Here is a 16708-nt window from a genome sequence, read left to right as displayed (position 1 = left end):
CTGCTTGCTGTGATTCCGGGAATTCACCTTCATAATAACCTGCTCAACAAACTCAACTTCCCTTTGATCCTAGGATGGAAGATTCCCTTTTGTCAAGGAATTATCTATACCTCATGCATCAATATCGGGGGATTATCAGACGGATTTTTCCTTGGGGAAATGGGAATGTCCCGGGTGAGCCATCCTGATTTATGGGCGGTGACCAGGGCATAGGGCTTTATCCAGACCAATGAGATGAAAAAATAGAATCCGTAGACAAAGGCCAGCAGGGATGAAAAACGGCCGAATTTCCAGGCGTACAGGACCGCAGAAAGGCTTGAAGAGAGAATCACCCCAAGCATCACATTCAACCCGAATACAGAGGGATGGCAGAGAATCATACCCCAGGTGGTCAGAAGAAAGATCTGGGTTTTTGTAAGTCCCACCCAGCCTGATATCAGATTTAGCCTTGCCCCCAGTTTCGACCCCCTGCGAAAGGGGGTAAAGATGAAGCGCGTCATGGCAATGGTTTCCCGGACATTGCTCCTGGCCCATCTCAGATACATCCTGCAAAGCTGGGTATACCTGACCGGCACTTCGGTATAGACCCTGGCATTCTGCTGGAAGACCACATCATACCCGGCCCGGATAATGAGATTTGTCATGGCCCGGTCCTCTCCGATATTGGCCGGCCGGCCGCAGAAGGTCTGATCCCGCCACTCCCGGAGCAGGGACATGACCGCACTTTTCCGGTATGCCGAAAGGGCTCCCGGGGTGCACATCACCGTCCGGACCATGCTCTGGCTTGCCCGCATGAAATCAAAGCTGTAGACAAATACAACATCGATCATTCTCGGAAGGATTCCCTGGTCCATGTTGAGGACCCGGACATTGCCGGCAACCGCTCCCACCTTTTTGTCCCGAATAAACGGTGCCACAAGATTTCTCAGGGTATCGGTCTCAACCGTGGAGTCACTGTCCACCGTGATCAGCACCTCCCCGGTGCTTTTTGTAAATCCCGCGTAAAGGGCGTGGCGCTTCCCCCGGTTGGAGGGCTGCCGGATGGCCAGGACGGGACGGTCAAGGGCCCTGCAGGCCTTCCGGATCCACATCCAGGTATCGTCGACACTGCCGTCGTCAACAGTGATGAGCTGGACCTTGTCCTTTGGATAATCGCTGGCTGCAAGGCTCTCAAGGGTTTTGAGGACCTGACGCCCCTCGTTGTACGCAGGGACAACCACCGTGCACCTGGGAAGCCAATCATCCCTGCATCCCTTCACCGGTCTGTATTTGAAAACAAGAACAGCCCTCCATGCCAGCTCGGCCAGGAAGAGGAAGAAAAAAAACAGGCCCCCTCCAATCAATAGATTGCCCCAGGCTGTTCCCCTGAGAAGGTTTGCTGCGGACGGACCTTGACGTAGGCCCAGGAGAGTGGCCGCAATAACCATTCCAATGCAGGTCAGAACGGCCCACCGGCTCCGTTCACAGGGATTCTTTTCCTTCCCATCCCTTTTTGTAAAAAAGATATTTTTGGCCGGCAAGACCGGCGCATTCATTACAGGCCCCGCCTGGGCGGGCCGGACCATCTTTGATTTTTCGGGCTGTGATTTAAATTTGTTTAATACAGACATATAATTTACACCTTCATTTTTTGGGGTTGCGGATGATATAAGGGGACTTTACGAAAAAGCCGGAAAGATCCCGGGATCATGCTCCGGTGCGGTCCGAACCGTTTGCCTGTCCGGTGCCGGCAGATTCCTCCGTGCCGGTAGGATCAGAATCATCCAGGCCGGCCTCAATCCCGGTATCCTGGTCCCTGGCCAGACCTGCTTCCCCATTTGTATTCACCTCTGGTACGGTTGCCTCTTCTATATCCGGGTCTGCCAGACCGGCATGGTCCACCTGGATAAAAATCCCGTGGGCATCCCTTTTCAGGGATCCGCTCACCTGGACGATCTCACCCAGCATCTCTTCCAGATTGAGTTCGGTCTTCAGCAGATGGTTCTTTTCACCGTCGAACAGGGTCAGTCCGGCATCGGAGGTTTCAAGCACTCCCTGGATCTCCAGGGGGGAAATGGTCAGGGAGACCTTATCCGGTGGCGGGATTTCTTTTTTCTCATCGCAGGCAAAGATCAGAAGGCTGATGCCGACAAGGCCGGCAATGAAAAGGGTCGTTAATTTATTTTTCTTATTCATGGTTCTTGCTCCTTATGGGTTTGAATGGTCCGGATCCCCGGATTCGGGCATCCTGACTTTTTTTCATAGAGCAAGGGCTATGCCAAAGAAATAACCAACTGATTTTAAAGAATTATTTGAATCTGTGATAGATCATACCCCGGACCGGGGTTACGAGAATTTCATTCAGGGTTACGCTTTTTTCCGGTCCCGGGACTGGGCCCGGCCAGCCGTGCAAAAATCGTAACTTACCCGGTAATTCTCGTAACCATGAGGGGAAACAAAAGAATTAATCTTATATAAATTCAAGCAATTACATAAATGGCATGGGTGTTGCTCTACCCTAGGACAAGTGTTCCTGAACATGGGAAACGGGGTAAAACCCGTAACCAGCTGAATAATAATAAAAAAAGGAGTAAGAATGAAACACCGCATCATCCAAGGAATCGTGACTGTTTTGGTTGTTATAGGGCTGCTGGCCATGGTCTCCTGTGCCCGAAAAGAGGTGACAACAAATACAGAAACCGTTGAACAGCCCCCCCCGCCCCCTGTAGAAGAGGTGGCCGCGGCACCTGAGGCAATAGAGCCTGTGCCTGCCCAGGAAGTAGAAAAGCCGGAAGTCCGGGAAGAGGAAATGGAAAAAGCCCGCAGGGCTGAAGACAAAGAACGCTTTTTCAGCCGGCATATCCTTTTTGCCTTTGACAGTGCAAAGCTGGACGATACCGCCCAGGCCCTGGCCAGGGAAAAGGCCGCCTGGCTGGATGACACCCCCAATATTTCGGTCCGCATTGAAGGACACTGCGATCAGGCCGGAACAGAGGCCTATAACATGGCTCTGGGAAAACGCAGGGCCGGCGCGGTGAAAGCCTATCTTGAGTCCCTGGGACTCCCGGAAGACCGCTTAATTGATGTCAGCATGGGGGAAAGCGACCCCATCTCCACGGATCCGGGCGAGGCTGCAGATCGGCTCAACCGGCGGGTCGAGTTCAAGATTCAGCCCCCGGCCCAATAAGCCGGACTCTTATCTGCCCAAGAACCTGGGCCCCGGCATCCCGGTTACGGAGAAAGGGTTGATGCGATCAGCTCCGGACCGGAACGACCCCTCCTTCCTGTCTGATGCCGGGGGCCCGGGTTCTTTTATCTTTTGTAAGGATATTTTCGAAATCCGCGGGGAGATCTCTTCAGCTTTTTTGCGGGTATGTAAGTAAACGATATCCAAACCAGATCATCAGCGAGCCGGTTGCGCCCTGCACCATTCTTTTAAATTTCATGGATGAAAGGGCACGCGTTATCCTGCCAAGAGCAATAATGATAAAGGAAAACCACATTACAACGACCATTGAATGAATCCCTACCAATAGGAAGGATTCTAAAACGGGATTTCCTTCCAGGCTAATAAATTGCGGAAATACCGCAAGATAAAACATAGAAGCCTTTGGATTTAAAAGGTTGGTGAGAAATCCTTCCAGAAAAAGTCTCTTTTTTATGGGAATCCCGGTTCGATTATTTTTGCCTGCTCTTTTCCGGGCGGAAGCGGTTTTTGAGAAAAAAGCCTGCCAGAGAGAGCTTATGCCCAGGTATAGGAGATAAAAAGATCCCAGAAGTTTTACAATGAAAAAAGCCTGGGATGTTTTGAGAATCAAAGCGGACAACCCGAGGATGGAAAGGATTCCATGGATATAAAAGGCAGAAACAATCCCAGCCAAATTTAATATCCCTGCAAGCGGCCCGTTTTGCGGGACTGTTTTCAGTATAAGCGCTCCATTGGAGCCTGGCATTATGGTCAACAGCAGGATCATCAGAGTGAAAGTTCCAACGGCTTGAAAGTCCATTTTACCCTCCTGAATAAGTTTTAGATAAAAACGCGGTTTAAAGAAGAATTCCTTTTTTATTATCCGGCTGCGCATCTCTTGTCTACAAGATGGGTGTTTTTTATCCGGCGGTCCGATGCAGGCATTTTGAAATTTGATTCCTTTGATGACCTGAAAAGGAACTAGGAATTGAAAACGATGTGGTCACCCTGATCGGCAATCCTATCGAATCCACCCCGTTGTCCATTGTATTCAGTCCCAAGAAAGTGGATCGGGATTTTGTTGACAGGTTTTCGGATAAACTGAAAAAATTCAAATCCAACACAGTGTATCAAAAAATTCTGGAAAACTACAATATATCCCAATAAAATATATGGTTGCTGCTTTTGTGGCACATTCTGCTGAAGTACCGACCTCGGTATCTGAAGCGATGGTCAGGACGGACAAGTAAAATATTCTGGAACCTGCAGAAGGTCTTCAGGCATGGGAGCCAATCTGCTCTGTAAAATGGTGACAGTGGATTTTGCAGCCCCATGGCCCCTGAAAAAATCGGAGAGATCATTACGAAGCTTATCCTTCCACCCTGGACTCTGTGGATGCCTGTGATGTCTGCTACCACTCTGGCAAGGGCTTATGTCCAGGACGGGGATGTCATGGTGCCCAAAACCGAAAATTTCTTCCTGATCTACAGGGGCATTGATGTGGGCGGTGTTGACAAACCAGCGCCTTCCAATGAATAAACAGATACGCCGTTTGAACTCCTGAAAGGCTTTATCTCTCCACCTGATTTTGCCACGTACAAAGACAAACCCGGGGAAACTGCATTCCCTCACTGGTGCGACTTTGCTTTTCTTCTCATTGATGATCAACCGCAACTTTCGTTCAAGAAACCGGGAGACACTCGCCATGATTCTGAGCCTTGCGCTCATGCTTTTCACCATGATGATGAAGTCATCAGCGTGCCGGACAAAACCATGGCCGCATCTTTCCAGTTCCCTGCCCAGATCATTGAGAAGAATATTGGCAAGCAAAGGGGAGAGTGGACCCCCATGCGGCACCCCGGTCGACATATGTCCCTTCAAATAAATCTGAACGTATCTTAGGCCATAGTTCACGCCCATGCCGGGCGTACACAATCGCATTCACTCGGAGAATTTTCTCTGCTGCGCGCCGAAAATTCCGGTGATGCAGGGTGTTATAACTTAATTCTTGCATGTGCTATTAGTTGTACGTTATACTGAACAAAAATTAAGCTTAAAGAGGATGATATGCAAAACTTAAAATTCGATCAAGACATAAAGCCGCTTTCGGAAGTACGAAATGGTATGGCTTCATTTATCAAGCAAGTCCATGAGACGAAAAGACCGCTAATCATCACTCAACGTGGTAAAAGTGCAGCGGTTTTACTAGATGTGCATGAATATGTGCTGATGCAAGACAAACTTGAACTTTTAACGGACATACGTACTTCCCTCAATCAGTTGAACAAGGGGGAAGGTGTGAGTCATGAAACTGCACGCAAAAAACTCCTTGGACGTATCAAGCCATGAAACTAATTTGGTCACCCCTTGCTCTTGATAAGGCGTCTGAAATAGTTGATTACATTTCTTTGGATAATCCTTCAGCGGCAAAAAGGTGGCTCAACACAGTTTTCGAAAAAGTCGAACAGCTTATATCATCCCCAGAGTTTGGCCGTATAGTACCTGAAATTTCAGACAAACATTTTCGTGAGATCATATATGGTAATTACAGAATTATCTATCACCATGAACCAACAACTATTTCTATTTTAACCATACGGCACGGAAAACAAATTCTGCCAATCGACGAAATTAAGTTATAGCGGACCGCTGGGTGCGGCCTCCGGCCTAAAACCCCAGTCCCCTTCGGCTTCGCCTCGGGCCTGTTAACAAGCCACTGCACATTGACTACGCAAGTGAGTTAAACATTATGCCAATAGAGGAAATCAACAAAACTGGAGGATACCTTGCACATTTTAATTATTCATTGTCATCCAGAGCAACAATCGTTTAATGGTTCAATGACGAGAACTGCCGTTAAAGAACTTGAAGGTGCGGGGCATAGTGTCGAAGTTTCTGACCTATATGCAGAAGGGTTTGATCCTGTTGAACGAGATGAGCATTATCAAAACAGAGTTGACACGAAGCGATTTGATATACTTTCTGAACAAAGAAATGCTTATAAAACCGGCACGCTTCCCAAAGATGTCCAACGTGAAATATACCGGCTCGAAAAATGCGATTTGCTCATATTACAATTTCCAATATGGTGGCATCAACAGCCGGCGATGCTAAAAGGCTGGTTTGACAGAGTTTTTGTTGCTGGCGGCCTATACACCAGTAAAATGCGATACGACAAAGGCTATTTCAGAGGAAAAAGTGCCATTTGTTCTGTTACATCAGGGGCACCTGAATCTACTTTTACTACAAACGGTAGAGGTGGTGGTGAAATTGAAGTATTGTTACGATCAATTACCTTTTCACTTCACTATATGGGGTTCACTGTACTTCCACCATTTTTATCGGCTGAAATTCAAAACAAAGACTTTACATATATGTCGCCTGAGAAATTTGAATTACACCTGAAAAAAAGGGTTCATCCGATTAATGCGTACTTCTTGTTGTGAAGATCCAGAAGTTTTAGTTTAAAAAATTCAAAATCACGATATCCATATGCTTTACGTTTCATGGTTTTGATCTTGTTATTGGTTCCCTCCAAAGGCCCTGTTGAAATTGCATAATCATAAAAGGAGAGTATCCTGTTTCTGTGTAGACCCAGCGTCTTTGCAAATTTCTTCAGCATCTGAATATCTGATACATTGGCCAGGTTAATCCAGTTCTCCAGAACCTTCCCACCGGTATTTTTATCTGATTGGTTCCAAATTTGCCTGAGCTCTTCCTTCATATAATATACGGTTGATAACGGTTGATTGACTTCCAGTGCCTTTTGCAGATGTTCTGCTTCCCCCTTGTTCTTTTGAAGGTTTTCTGGATTCTTCAACAAAAGCCAGCGGGTTCCTTTTATCAGTTTTTGTTCCCCGCTATTCGACAGGTGTTTGTAAAGGTCCCTTCTGAATTCAGATAGTTTCTCATTGAACAGTTTTACCACGTGAAATCTATCGAAGACTATGGCAGTTCCAGGCATATTTTCAATAACAGCACTCAAATATGCCGGAGACATATCAATGCTGATAGCTTCTATTCCGGCCTTTGAAATTTTTATTTTTTGCCAGAAGAACTTCAATGCATCGCCTCCTTTTCCATCACCCACATGCAGAATTCTGCCGGATTCCAAGTCCATTACTATGGTTAGATATTGATGTCCTTTGCCTATGGAGATCTCATCTATGGCAATCCGCTTGACCTTTTTGAGGGGTATGCTCCGGTAACGTCTTGTAAGATGAGCTTTTTGTATCTGTTTGATGGTATCCCAGCTGATACGCAGGTGGCTGGCAATATCTTTGATTGTCATGAACTGGGATAATTCCAGGACATAACGTTCAAAGGCACGGGTATAACTCTTCCCCTCTTTGGAAAAAGACAGTTTGATTTGCCGGACAAATTTGCATATGGGGCACCAGACTCTCTGAATGGCCGTCTTGAGGATTACGGGTCTCGAACCTACGGGTATTGTTCTCAGAGTTCGTTTGATAACTCCTCTTTTCACGACAGATCTTGAGTTACATTCAGGACACTTTATTGCCTCGGGTTTAGGAAATATTTCAAAGGTGAGCACCCCGCCGATAAAGCGGGTTGTTTTATAAAAGTAGTCACGAAGACCAAAAGCGTGGTAAATAAGACTGGTGGACATGATTCTATTCTCCGGTTTTGTGCGGCTAACACAAAAAAATTGGAAAATGATCATGTCCACACCTTCATTTCAAGCATAAAATCATTTTTTGTTTCAGAATCCTATATCGGCCTGCTTCTCATTCCAAGTACGCGATTTTCTGATGAACCAAAAAAAGGATGAATAAATGGGGAGAACACCTGAAAAATATTGACACCGTCAAACCATTGAGCTTTTCAGGTTGGGGTGACTGGGATGAAGGGGGTGTTGAGAAAAAAGCATTATTGGAGAACATCTTGAGGATTTTAAACGGATCAAAGATGAGTTTATTAATGAAATCTATCCTGCATGGACAGCCATTGGAGTTTCTGAATTGGCAGTTGAAGGAGCTCTCATAGAAATCCGTGTTATCGCAAAGTTGAGAGCATAACCAAGAGGCTTGTGTGGGGCGCTTGCTACGCTGCGCAAACGGCCCAGTTGACCAAAGTCCAATAAATAGATATTAACAGAGAACCAATCACCGCAGCAAACTGCAAAGAACGGCTTCGCCTTAACCCTCTTGTTCCCTCCCTTTGCTTCGACGGCCCCTGAAATCCATCGCTCTGTGGTCCAACCAGATAATGGATGCTGATATTTTTTTGTTTTTATAATAAATCGTTAAGAAATGATAAACGGAAAATCCAATGGGGGAAGAAATGGTTTCAGAACCGGAAAACAATAATGGCAATTTACAATCTGCGGGTTTCGGTGAGAATGCAAAGCAGATCGCTTTTCTGTTATCAATTGATATTGCCATTATCATCGGAGCGCTTTTCTGCATAGATGTCAGAAACAATATCGGAAAAATTGTGCAATGGTCGGCCATCTGTCTCCATACCCCGATAGGCATATGGATCGGGATAATCATGGCAAAATCGTATAAGAAGAAATGGATTATTGCCGCTTACTGGTTTTCAGTGGTTGTGCCCCCTGCCTCATTTGTTGCACCCTATGTTTTGAGCCCCCTTCGGATGCTTTTCCCGTTCGGATTGGTTCCGACGGCCATTTTCATTCAATGGTCAATATTGATTGCTCTTTTATCAAAGCGCTTTACCAAAGGGCGATGGCCTTTGCCGGTGGCAATACTTTTCACAATATGCGGGGTGATTTTTATCGTGTTTAATCTCTCGTTTAAAACAACTGAATTCGGCCCCCTCGGCATGTTATTCGGGAATATTCTTGCATCTCCGTTTTTTCTCATTCTGCCTGCGCTGATTCGTATTCCGGCAGACAATGAAATTAAAGACTATATTGTAAGAATGCAGTATATTACATATGGTTTTGTTCTTTTTGCCTGGATTATTTTCGGAGTAAGGATATTTTTATAGTTACCAGATAAGGACCTGAACGTTCACTGCACAGCCCCGGCATTTACCCTGTCTCCTGAATCCTGGAATTTACATGTGGTTCCGGCTTACCCTGAGGCCAGGCCTTATCTGCTCTTCCTGTTCGTCGGCTCATCGCTTTGCGCTCCATGCGGCCGCTCCCAAGGATCGCTCCCGCCTGCGGCTTAGCCTTTCGCCCTGCTCAAGCCCTTCAGACGATCCCTCGCGGTTTCCCCCCCTTGTTTTCGGCCGATACTTCTGCTAATGCTTTGGCAGGATTCACGTATAGGGGACGTACACCCCATAAGTTCACGCCCTTACCGGGCGTACACCATTTTCTTCAGCGGACTTAGTCCCCTCGCCGCTGAGAAACCCGTTTAAAGCAACGATAAAGAAATGCGAACTTATCAGGAATCTTACAGCCTCAAGTGTCACCTTTTGTGAATGTTTATGAAAAATATGAATTATAGTGTTGCCGCTGCATTAACTTCAGTACTTTTCTGGTCAACAAACGCTTTGGCAGCGAAATATGGATTGGCCGCCCTGAACGTGTCGGAACTATTGACCATTCAATTTTCTGCCGCAGCAATTACATTTCTATTTCTGTACATTCTGAGACATCGTGATTTACGGATCTTTTCAGGTCTCCCCCCACTCAAACAGATACTCATCGGCCTGGTGGGATTGGTAGGAACCATTATTCTGCAGTATATTGCCTTTGGTATTGGTAATATTCTGGAAGCCAATGTTATTGCATATAGCTGGCCCCTGATCGTAGCGGTCTGGGCGGCCGTTGTTCTTCGCAACCGAATTGGATTGGCAGGGATCGGATTGGCATTAATCGGTTTTTATGGTGTTGTGATGATCATGGCGGCGAAGGGGACCCTAAACTTCCTGGAGCAGGGAATCAATCCGGGCGGTGCTGTTGCCTTTGCTTCTGCTTTATGCATGGCATTTTATACGGTTGCCTCATCCAATATCAGGATGACCGAAAAACTCTTAATTCCGGTAACGCTCATCGGTGCTGGGAGTTGTTTCATCTTCGCCTGTTTTCAGAACGGCGGTTGGCCTGAAATTAACGACTGGGGGATTGCGGCGTACATAGGCGTAGGTCCCATGGCTATCGGGTATTTTTTGTGGTCCTATGCAATGTCCGGTGACGGAGCAAAGATAATCGCCCCGATCGGGTATGCCACACCGCTGTTGTCCACGGTATTATTGCTGGTCAGCGGTGAGGACTATACCCAACGCACCATGTATGGAATTTTATTGATTTTGTCTTGCAGCCTAGGTGTATTGTTTCTTCAGCACATTCATAGCAAAAGCTGAAACCTTTCTGATGATTTCAACGGTGGGTATGTTCAAAAAGGTGAGGCTATGTAATGCACTGTGCTCTTGATTAATGAGAATAGCCTTTATTTGGAAACCTTAATCCTAAAAAAATACAATGACCATTCCCATAAGAAATATAAGACCTGAGGATCATCAGAGAATTATAGAGGCCATGCCGCAATGGTGGGGAGGACGGGATCTTTCTTCCTCTTTATTGAAAATTTTCTTTATCCATTTCCAGAACACCTGTTTTCTTGCTGAAGAAAACAGCAGGCTGGCCGGTTTTTTAGTCGGGTTCATTTCCCAAAGCCGCAAAAGCCAAGCCTATATACAGCTTGCCGGTGTCAATCCGGAGTGCAGAAGAAAGGGGTTCGGAAAAGAACTCTACCAAAGGTTCTTTGCGGTCTGCAGAGAAAACGGGGTGTCTCTGGTAAAGTCCTGCACATCTCCCGCAAACAGATTATCCATTTCTTTCCACCGGGGAATGGGATTTGAAATTTTACCGGGAGAGGATTCTGTTGACGGATTTCCTGTAACAAATGATTATTTAAGTGAAGGTCACCCCAAGGTCCTCTTTCAAATAAAGATATAATCCGTTATTCCCCATTACTCTCTTTCCTCTCCCTGCCCCGGCACGGTTTTACATTCACTGAAGATCCGGACCTTGCATGTAAGGCAGATCCGACGATCCAGGGTGTCAAATATCCGGGCAATGGCCTCATATTCCGTTGAAAACATGTGGTCTTCCCGGAGTTCCCGGACAAAGCCCCCGTGTCTGAGAAAACGCCTGACATTCTGGTTGATCCGGCACAGGAAAAGGTTCTTTTTCATCTTTTTCCGCCTCTGGGCCTCCTGGGCCAGAACCATGGCCCCGGAAACGTCAATGAAGTTGATGCCGTATCCCACAATGAGCATATGCAGGGGATCTTCCTCATCCATCTCTTCCAGGATGGCGGACACATGGTTGGCCGCACCGAAAAAGAGGGATCCGTTGATCCTGAGGATCTTGAGCTGGGGGCACTCTGCAGATTCGCCCGGGACGACTTCCGTCAGCCTGCGGCGCTGGTCCGAGGGATCAGGGGCCATGACCGCAACATGGGGGTGGGAGGTCCGGGTCAGGTAGATGGCCATGGAGAGCAGCACCCCGGTGTAGATGGCAAAATCAATTTCAAACAAGAGGGTGGAGCCGAAGGTGGCCAGGAGGACCAGGGTATCGGAGCGGCTGCTCTTGAGGATCTCCCGGATATGGCGGACATCGATGAGCTTGAATGCCACAAAAAAGATGACCCCGCCCATGGCCGGCAGGGGCAGCCAGGCGGTCAGGGGGGCGACCAGCAGCACGATCACCGCCAGGAACAGGGCGGAAAAGATACTGGCCAGGGGGCTGACCGCCCCGGAATCGTAGTTGACCCCGGACCGGGTAAAGGAGCCGGAGCTGGCATATCCGGAAAAGAAACTGCCGGCGATGTTGGAGAGCCCCTGCCCGATAAACTCCTGGTTTCCGTTGATGTGCTGGTTGGAAAGAACCGTGATGGAGCGGGCAATGGACAAGGCTTCGATGAGCCCCAGAAAGGCCACGGCCAGGGCACCCGGGGCCATGAGGCGAAGGGTGTCCATGGTAAAATCAGGGGCGGAAATCGGGGGAAGGCGGCCGGGCAGTTCCCCCAGAAGTCTCACCCCGTGGGCTTGGCCGTTGATTCCCAAGCAGACCAGGCTTCCGACGATCAGGGCGGCCAGGAGCCCGGGCCATCTGGGCCGAAGGGTCTTGAACAGAGCAGCGCAGGCCAGGGTGGCCAGGGCAATAGCTGCCTCGTAATAGTTGATCTGTCCCGATGCTTTCAGGATGACCATCCAGCTTGTCAGAAAAGAGGAGCCGCTGGGGATGGGGATTCCCAGAGCATGCTTGAGCTGGCTGGTTGCGATGAGAAAGGCGGCTCCGGCCGTGAATCCCACGATCACGGAATGGGAGACAAAATTGATCAGGGTTCCCAGGCGGGCCAGTCCGAAGACCAGCTGAAAGGTGCCTGCCAGAAAGGTCAGGGTCAGGGCCAGGCGGACGTAGTCGGCCGTGCCGGGCTCGGCCAGGGGACTCAGGGTGGAGAAGACAATGATGGAGATGGCGGTGGTCGGGCCGGAGACCAGGTGCATGGACGAGCCGAACAGGGCGGCGATGATCGGGGGAATAATGGCGGCGTAAAGACCGTACTCCGCCGGCAGTCCGGCGATCATGGCAAAGGAGACCCCCTGGGGCAGGACGATGAAAGCCCCGGTCAGCCCTGCCAGAAGGTCGGCCCGGAGGGACCCGGCAGTGACCTGGCGGATCCACTGGAGAAAGGGAAAAAGTTTGATGCCCAGGGGAATGGCCCGGACCGGAGCGGCTTTTCTGAAAATCAGAGACATGGTAAAGATTCCCTGTTAATCATTGTGGCACTTGAGACAACCGATAAAATCCGGGTGGGGAGTCGGCGGCCCCTGGGGGTTGTTGTCCGGGTCGTGGCATCCCAGGCACTGGGTGTCAGATACCGCGGATTTATGAATTTCAGGAAAGGATTTTATCGATTTTCCGTGGAACCCGAGATAAGCAGTATGGGCGCAGCCGGAAAGGAAAAGGACTGCGGCCGTCCAGAGGATTTGCTTTCTGATTTTTTTCATTTTCTTATCCTGTAATTTTTCCATCTGTCAGCCAGATGGTCCGGTCCGAATGCCGGATGATTTCATTGTCATGGGTTGAGGCAATAATGGTGACGCCGTTTTCTCTGCCCATCCGGACCATGAGCCGGATCAGGTTCCGGCCGGTGGCCGTGTCCAGGCTGGCCGTGGGCTCGTCGGCCAGAAGAAGGGCCGGTACATGGGCGATGGCCCGGGCAAAGGCCACCCGCTGGGCCTGGCCCCCGGAAAGTTCATGGGGCATGGCCCGGGAAAGGCCGGTCAGTTCCAGCTCCTCCAGCAGGCCCTTTATCCGCATCTCCTTCTTTCGGGAAGAGAAGCGGTTCAGCACCAGGGGAAAAGAGATGTTTTCAGATACGGTGAGATAGGAGAGCAGGTTGCCGTACTGGAAAACAAATCCGACCTTTTCCCGCTGAAAAAGGGCCTGGCTTTTCCCGGAGAGGGCAGTGACATCCACGCCAAAACAGCGGATCCTGCCGCTGTCAGGCTTTTCCAGACCGCCCAGGCAGTTGAGCAGGGTGGTCTTCCCGGATCCGGATTTCCCGGCAATGGTCAGAGTCTGGCCTTTTTCCAGGGCAAAGGATACCCGGGACAGCACCGGGACTTTCTTTTTTCCGGATCGGAATGTCTTTACGATGTCCATTGCTTCTATCATGTTCACACGCTTCTCAAAACATCGGCCGTCCTCTTCCGGACCACAATGAAAATCGGCCAGACCGCAGCGGCCAAGCAGAAGGCCAGTGCCAGGGCCGAGGGCAGCAAAAGGGAAAAAGGGGTCAGCCTGGGAAAGATGGTCCCGGAAACCACGAAATAGCGGTTGTGGGAGGTAAACCCGGACAGATCAATTCCTGTTTTTCCGGCAAGAAAGACGGCCCCGGCCCCGGCCAGGGTCCCGGCAAGGGCAGCGGCCAGGTTGAGCAGGACCACCTGGAAAAAGATCAGCATGGCCGTCTCCCTTGGGGTTACACCCATGGCCTTCATGATTCCGTATTCCCGGATACGGCTGACAATGAAAATGGCAAAGGCCGATGCCGTGGCAAAGGCCACCACCCCCAGGACCAGCACCAGGACAAAGCCCATGGAAATCCGGTTCAGATCGATAAGCTGGGTCAGGTCCGGCAGGGTCTCCTGCCAGGTCTTCATCCGGGAGACATCCACTCCATTGGCAGCCCAGGCCTGTTTTATCCTCTCTTCGGATATGCCCGGTTCCAGGAAGACAGCCGCGCTCCACTCTCCAGGCAGGGCCAGGGACAGGGATCGGGGGCAGAAAGCCGTGGCCGTATCCAGGGAGGGGATCCCGGTCTCATAGATCCCGGCCACCGGAAACACCTCGGATGCGGTTCCGGCCCTGAAAACCAGGGGATCTCCCGGACCGACCCCAAAGTCTTTCGCAAGGGTCCGGCTGATCAGTATGTTTGGTCCGTCACCTAAGAGATATCGGCCGGCCGTGATCTTTTTCCATAAAAAAGTGCTCTTCCTCTCCCGGGCCGGGTCCAGGGCGACCAGGATAATGGCCTGGGTTTTTCCCCGGGACTCTATAACTCCCCGGATCTCGAACCTTTCCAGCACATTGGAAACTCCCCGGGTGAACAGATCCTCCCTGGACAGGGAGCGGGGAAGGCCGTGGCCTGAAATCTGGCCGGAATAGAGGGCCGTGGAGTTGAGAATCATGCAGTCGTTCACCCCCATGGCAACGGCGCTGATAAACACCAGGGTTCCCACGGCAAGGCAGATCATGATCCCCAGGACAAAGGTGGTCCGGCCCGACCTGAAAAGAAAGGCCCCCGCGGTTTTGATCCAGAAGGCAAAGCTCATGGCACAGGATCCAGAAATCGATCCGCCCCGATCCTTCTGGCGAAAAATTCAATGGAATAGGGAACCATGAACTCATGCTCCGGGGCAAACAGCATTCTGCTCCCCTTTTCAAGCAGATGGAGCGCCTTTTCGGCCGCTTTCTTCCGTCCCCGGGGAAATTCATCCAGAAGACCGGAATCAGCCGGTTTGGGATCGACCGGATAGAGGAAGGGTTCCAGACGCTTTTTTTCCTCCAAATCTTTTCCGTGAACGATCAGGGAAATCACATAGTTATGACGTTTTTTAACTATATCCATGGCCATATCCACCATATCGTCCAGAACCTGGCAGCCCATTCCGAGGAAAAAGAGCCCCTCTTTTATCCGGTCCGGAGGGATTGATCCTTTTCCTCCGATGAGCTGGGGCAGCACCCAGGGGGCCTGGAAAAGAATTCCGGTTTTTATGGAATGAACCTCGGAGAGGAGGGTTTCCGGCCCGAGGATCCTGTCAATGCCCTTTTCCTCGGACGCCTCCTGGGCTCCGCTTTTGAGAAGGGCGTGGAGGGAGGCCCTGTTGGCCGAAAGAATCTGGTCCTGGGAGAACTCTCCCTCCTGGCAGCCCCTGTACATGATGGCGGTCAGGATCCGGTCCGATGTCATGATATCCAGAATGGACCTGAATTTCCTAGCATTCCCGGGCAGATCCGTGTCCAGGGTCTGTTTGTACTCGTCATCCAAAAGATTGTCGCACCCGGTGACCATGCCCCGCAGGCACTGGTTCATGGCGGCAAAGAGGATCCTCCTGGGCTCCGAGATCCCGCTCCGGATGTAGGAGTAGAGAAAAAGAGCGGAAAAAAAATTGTTCTCCAGGGAAAAATAATCGGAGGAAGGAGGATTCAATTGAACCGGGCTCTTGTCCAGGATGGATTGGGCAATTTCCCAGAAAAGGGTCAAGGCCGCGCGGAGTTCCTTTTCCAGCAGGGGGAAAAAGTTGGCTGCTGTCTCTTCAGGGCCAAGGAGGTTCATGATTGTAGGCCTCCTGGTTTCTCCCCGGGCTTCCCACTGATAAACAGGGTGATGTAGCCCAGATAGGTCTTCACGAGTCTGGGGGGGGTAAACCCGGCTCCGGCAATCACATCGGGCAGGACCCCCCGGATGTTTTCCCCGATCTGGGGCTGGAAGAGCAGCCACCGGGAGGCATGGGCGATGAGCGCCCCCAGAAAGGTCTCCGGAATATGCATGTCCGATACCACCAGGTGCCCCCCGGGTTTCAGGACCCGGAAGGCTTCGTCAAAGGCCCTGATTTTTAGATCCATCTGGATATGGTGAAAAAAAAGGGTGGAAACCACTGAATCAAAGGATTCGTTCTCAAAGGGAAGGTCTTCGGCCGCGGCTGTCCGAAAGGAGCAGGCCGGCCCCTGACGTTTTTCAACGGCGCCCTGGATCATCTTTCCGGCCGCGTCAACGCCCAGGGCCATTCCCCCCTTTTCCGCATCCAGATGCCGGGAAATCAGCTGGGTGACGACCCCGGTGCCGCACCCGACATCGAGAATCCGGTGCCACTCCTTGATTTCCAGGGCCTCGACCACCTGTTGATTGATATGGTGTTCCCGGCCGAACATGACCCAGGGCTCCAGGATGTCATAGACACCTGCGGCATAATCAAGGGTTCTGCCCCTTGTGGGAACGGATCTAAAGTCCATGGGGGGACCTCCTGAACGCATTGTAAAATGGATAAAGCATTTATCACCCGGGTCTGTCCCCCCTGTGAAGGCAG

At 50.2% G+C, this 16708-nt stretch carries 19 protein-coding genes and 1 pseudogene; 9 read left to right on the top strand and 11 right to left on the bottom strand.

The window, feature by feature from the left end:
- Positions 1-104: 104 nt before the first annotated feature.
- Both F608_RS31795 and F608_RS0113050 read right to left on the bottom strand, forming a co-directional pair.
- Complete coding sequence (locus F608_RS31795; RefSeq protein ID WP_084681243.1) at positions 105-1535, bottom strand: glycosyltransferase family 2 protein; 1431 nt, start codon at positions 1533-1535, stop codon at positions 105-107.
- A 151-nt stretch (positions 1536-1686) separates the two neighbouring features.
- Positions 1687-2175, bottom strand: a complete 489-nt coding sequence (locus F608_RS0113050; RefSeq protein WP_022666092.1) for a hypothetical protein — start codon at positions 2173-2175, stop codon at positions 1687-1689.
- A gap of 400 nt (positions 2176-2575) precedes the next feature.
- Here F608_RS0113050 and F608_RS0113045 point away from each other — a divergent pair, with 400 nt between their 5' ends.
- The gene (locus tag F608_RS0113045; RefSeq protein WP_022666091.1) at positions 2576-3166 is read left to right on the top strand and encodes an OmpA family protein; all 591 of its coding nucleotides are present in this window, start codon (positions 2576-2578) and stop codon (positions 3164-3166) included.
- A 169-nt stretch (positions 3167-3335) separates the two neighbouring features.
- Here F608_RS0113045 and F608_RS0113040 read toward each other — a convergent pair whose 3' ends face one another.
- A complete protein-coding gene (locus F608_RS0113040; RefSeq protein WP_027362716.1) occupies positions 3336-3986 on the bottom strand; it encodes a LysE family translocator in 651 nt (216 codons plus the stop codon).
- A 584-nt stretch (positions 3987-4570) separates the two neighbouring features.
- Here F608_RS0113040 and F608_RS37140 point away from each other — a divergent pair.
- Positions 4571-4705: a hypothetical protein gene (locus F608_RS37140; protein ID WP_279615105.1), complete on the top strand. Its 135-nt coding sequence runs from the start codon at positions 4571-4573 to the stop codon at positions 4703-4705.
- 75 nt (positions 4706-4780) lie between these two features.
- Here F608_RS37140 and F608_RS36910 read toward each other — a convergent pair.
- Positions 4781-5035 (bottom strand): annotated as a pseudogene (locus tag F608_RS36910) (reverse transcriptase domain-containing protein); the annotation flags it as partial.
- Positions 5036-5233: 198 nt separating this feature from the next.
- On the opposite strand from F608_RS36910, the gene F608_RS0113025 reads away from it, so the two are divergent.
- From F608_RS0113025 to F608_RS31790, 3 genes are all read left to right on the top strand, one after another.
- The gene (locus F608_RS0113025; protein WP_022666087.1) at positions 5234-5515 is read left to right on the top strand and encodes a type II toxin-antitoxin system Phd/YefM family antitoxin; all 282 of its coding nucleotides are present in this window, start codon (positions 5234-5236) and stop codon (positions 5513-5515) included.
- On the top strand, positions 5512-5808 hold the full coding sequence (locus F608_RS0113020; RefSeq protein ID WP_022666086.1) for a type II toxin-antitoxin system RelE/ParE family toxin: 297 nt from the start codon (positions 5512-5514) through the stop codon (positions 5806-5808). Before F608_RS0113025 ends, F608_RS0113020 begins: the two co-directional genes overlap by 4 nt.
- Positions 5809-5952: 144 nt before the next feature.
- Positions 5953-6612 (top strand): NAD(P)H-dependent oxidoreductase, encoded by a 660-nt coding sequence (locus tag F608_RS31790; protein WP_022666085.1) that lies wholly within the window; start codon positions 5953-5955, stop codon positions 6610-6612.
- On the opposite strand, the gene F608_RS0113010 is transcribed toward F608_RS31790, so the two are convergent.
- Positions 6582-7796 carry an ISL3 family transposase gene (locus F608_RS0113010; protein WP_027362664.1) on the bottom strand — a complete coding sequence of 405 codons (1215 nt, stop codon included), beginning with the start codon at positions 7794-7796 and terminating at the stop codon, positions 6582-6584. The genes F608_RS31790 and F608_RS0113010 overlap by 31 nt on opposite strands.
- Positions 7797-8055: 259 nt before the next feature.
- Here F608_RS0113010 and F608_RS37380 point away from each other — a divergent pair, with 259 nt between their 5' ends.
- The 4 genes from F608_RS37380 (at position 8056) to F608_RS37375 (ending at position 11063) form a co-directional block, all read left to right on the top strand.
- Positions 8056-8205, top strand: coding sequence for a Rid family hydrolase (locus F608_RS37380; protein WP_425248200.1), 150 nt, complete (start codon positions 8056-8058; stop codon positions 8203-8205).
- Between the two features lie 253 nt (positions 8206-8458).
- Positions 8459-9142, top strand: a complete 684-nt coding sequence (locus F608_RS0113000; protein WP_022666083.1) for a hypothetical protein — start codon at positions 8459-8461, stop codon at positions 9140-9142.
- A gap of 447 nt (positions 9143-9589) precedes the next feature.
- Positions 9590-10468 (top strand): DMT family transporter, encoded by an 879-nt coding sequence (locus F608_RS0112995; protein WP_161626858.1) that lies wholly within the window; start codon positions 9590-9592, stop codon positions 10466-10468.
- Positions 10469-10586: 118 nt separating this feature from the next.
- Positions 10587-11063 carry a GNAT family N-acetyltransferase gene (locus F608_RS37375; RefSeq protein ID WP_022666081.1) on the top strand — a complete coding sequence of 159 codons (477 nt, stop codon included), beginning with the start codon at positions 10587-10589 and terminating at the stop codon, positions 11061-11063.
- Between the two features lie 14 nt (positions 11064-11077).
- Here F608_RS37375 and F608_RS0112985 read toward each other — a convergent pair whose 3' ends face one another.
- From F608_RS0112985 to F608_RS0112960, 6 genes are read right to left on the bottom strand one after another with little or no spacing between them, the layout of a single operon-like run.
- Positions 11078-12871, bottom strand: coding sequence for a SulP family inorganic anion transporter (locus F608_RS0112985; RefSeq protein ID WP_022666080.1), 1794 nt, complete (start codon positions 12869-12871; stop codon positions 11078-11080).
- A 15-nt stretch (positions 12872-12886) separates the two neighbouring features.
- Positions 12887-13123 carry a hypothetical protein gene (locus F608_RS35705; protein WP_084681124.1) on the bottom strand — a complete coding sequence of 79 codons (237 nt, stop codon included), beginning with the start codon at positions 13121-13123 and terminating at the stop codon, positions 12887-12889.
- Between the two features lie 4 nt (positions 13124-13127).
- Complete coding sequence (locus tag F608_RS0112975; RefSeq protein WP_051148571.1) at positions 13128-13793, bottom strand: ABC transporter ATP-binding protein; 666 nt, start codon at positions 13791-13793, stop codon at positions 13128-13130.
- Between the two features lie 2 nt (positions 13794-13795).
- Positions 13796-14953: an ABC transporter permease gene (locus tag F608_RS0112970; protein WP_022666077.1), complete on the bottom strand. Its 1158-nt coding sequence runs from the start codon at positions 14951-14953 to the stop codon at positions 13796-13798.
- Positions 14950-15957, bottom strand: coding sequence for a hypothetical protein (locus tag F608_RS0112965; RefSeq protein ID WP_022666076.1), 1008 nt, complete (start codon positions 15955-15957; stop codon positions 14950-14952). The genes F608_RS0112970 and F608_RS0112965 overlap by 4 nt, the downstream gene beginning before the upstream one ends.
- On the bottom strand, positions 15954-16634 hold the full coding sequence (locus tag F608_RS0112960; RefSeq protein WP_022666075.1) for a class I SAM-dependent methyltransferase: 681 nt from the start codon (positions 16632-16634) through the stop codon (positions 15954-15956). The genes F608_RS0112965 and F608_RS0112960 overlap by 4 nt, the downstream gene beginning before the upstream one ends.
- Positions 16635-16708: the final 74 nt, after the last annotated feature.

Source organism: Desulfospira joergensenii DSM 10085, assembly GCF_000420085.1.
Lineage (GTDB): Bacteria > Desulfobacterota > Desulfobacteria > Desulfobacterales > Desulfobacteraceae > Desulfospira > Desulfospira joergensenii.
Note: the sequence above shows the minus strand (reverse complement) of the source record. Positions and strands in the feature narration are given on the sequence as shown.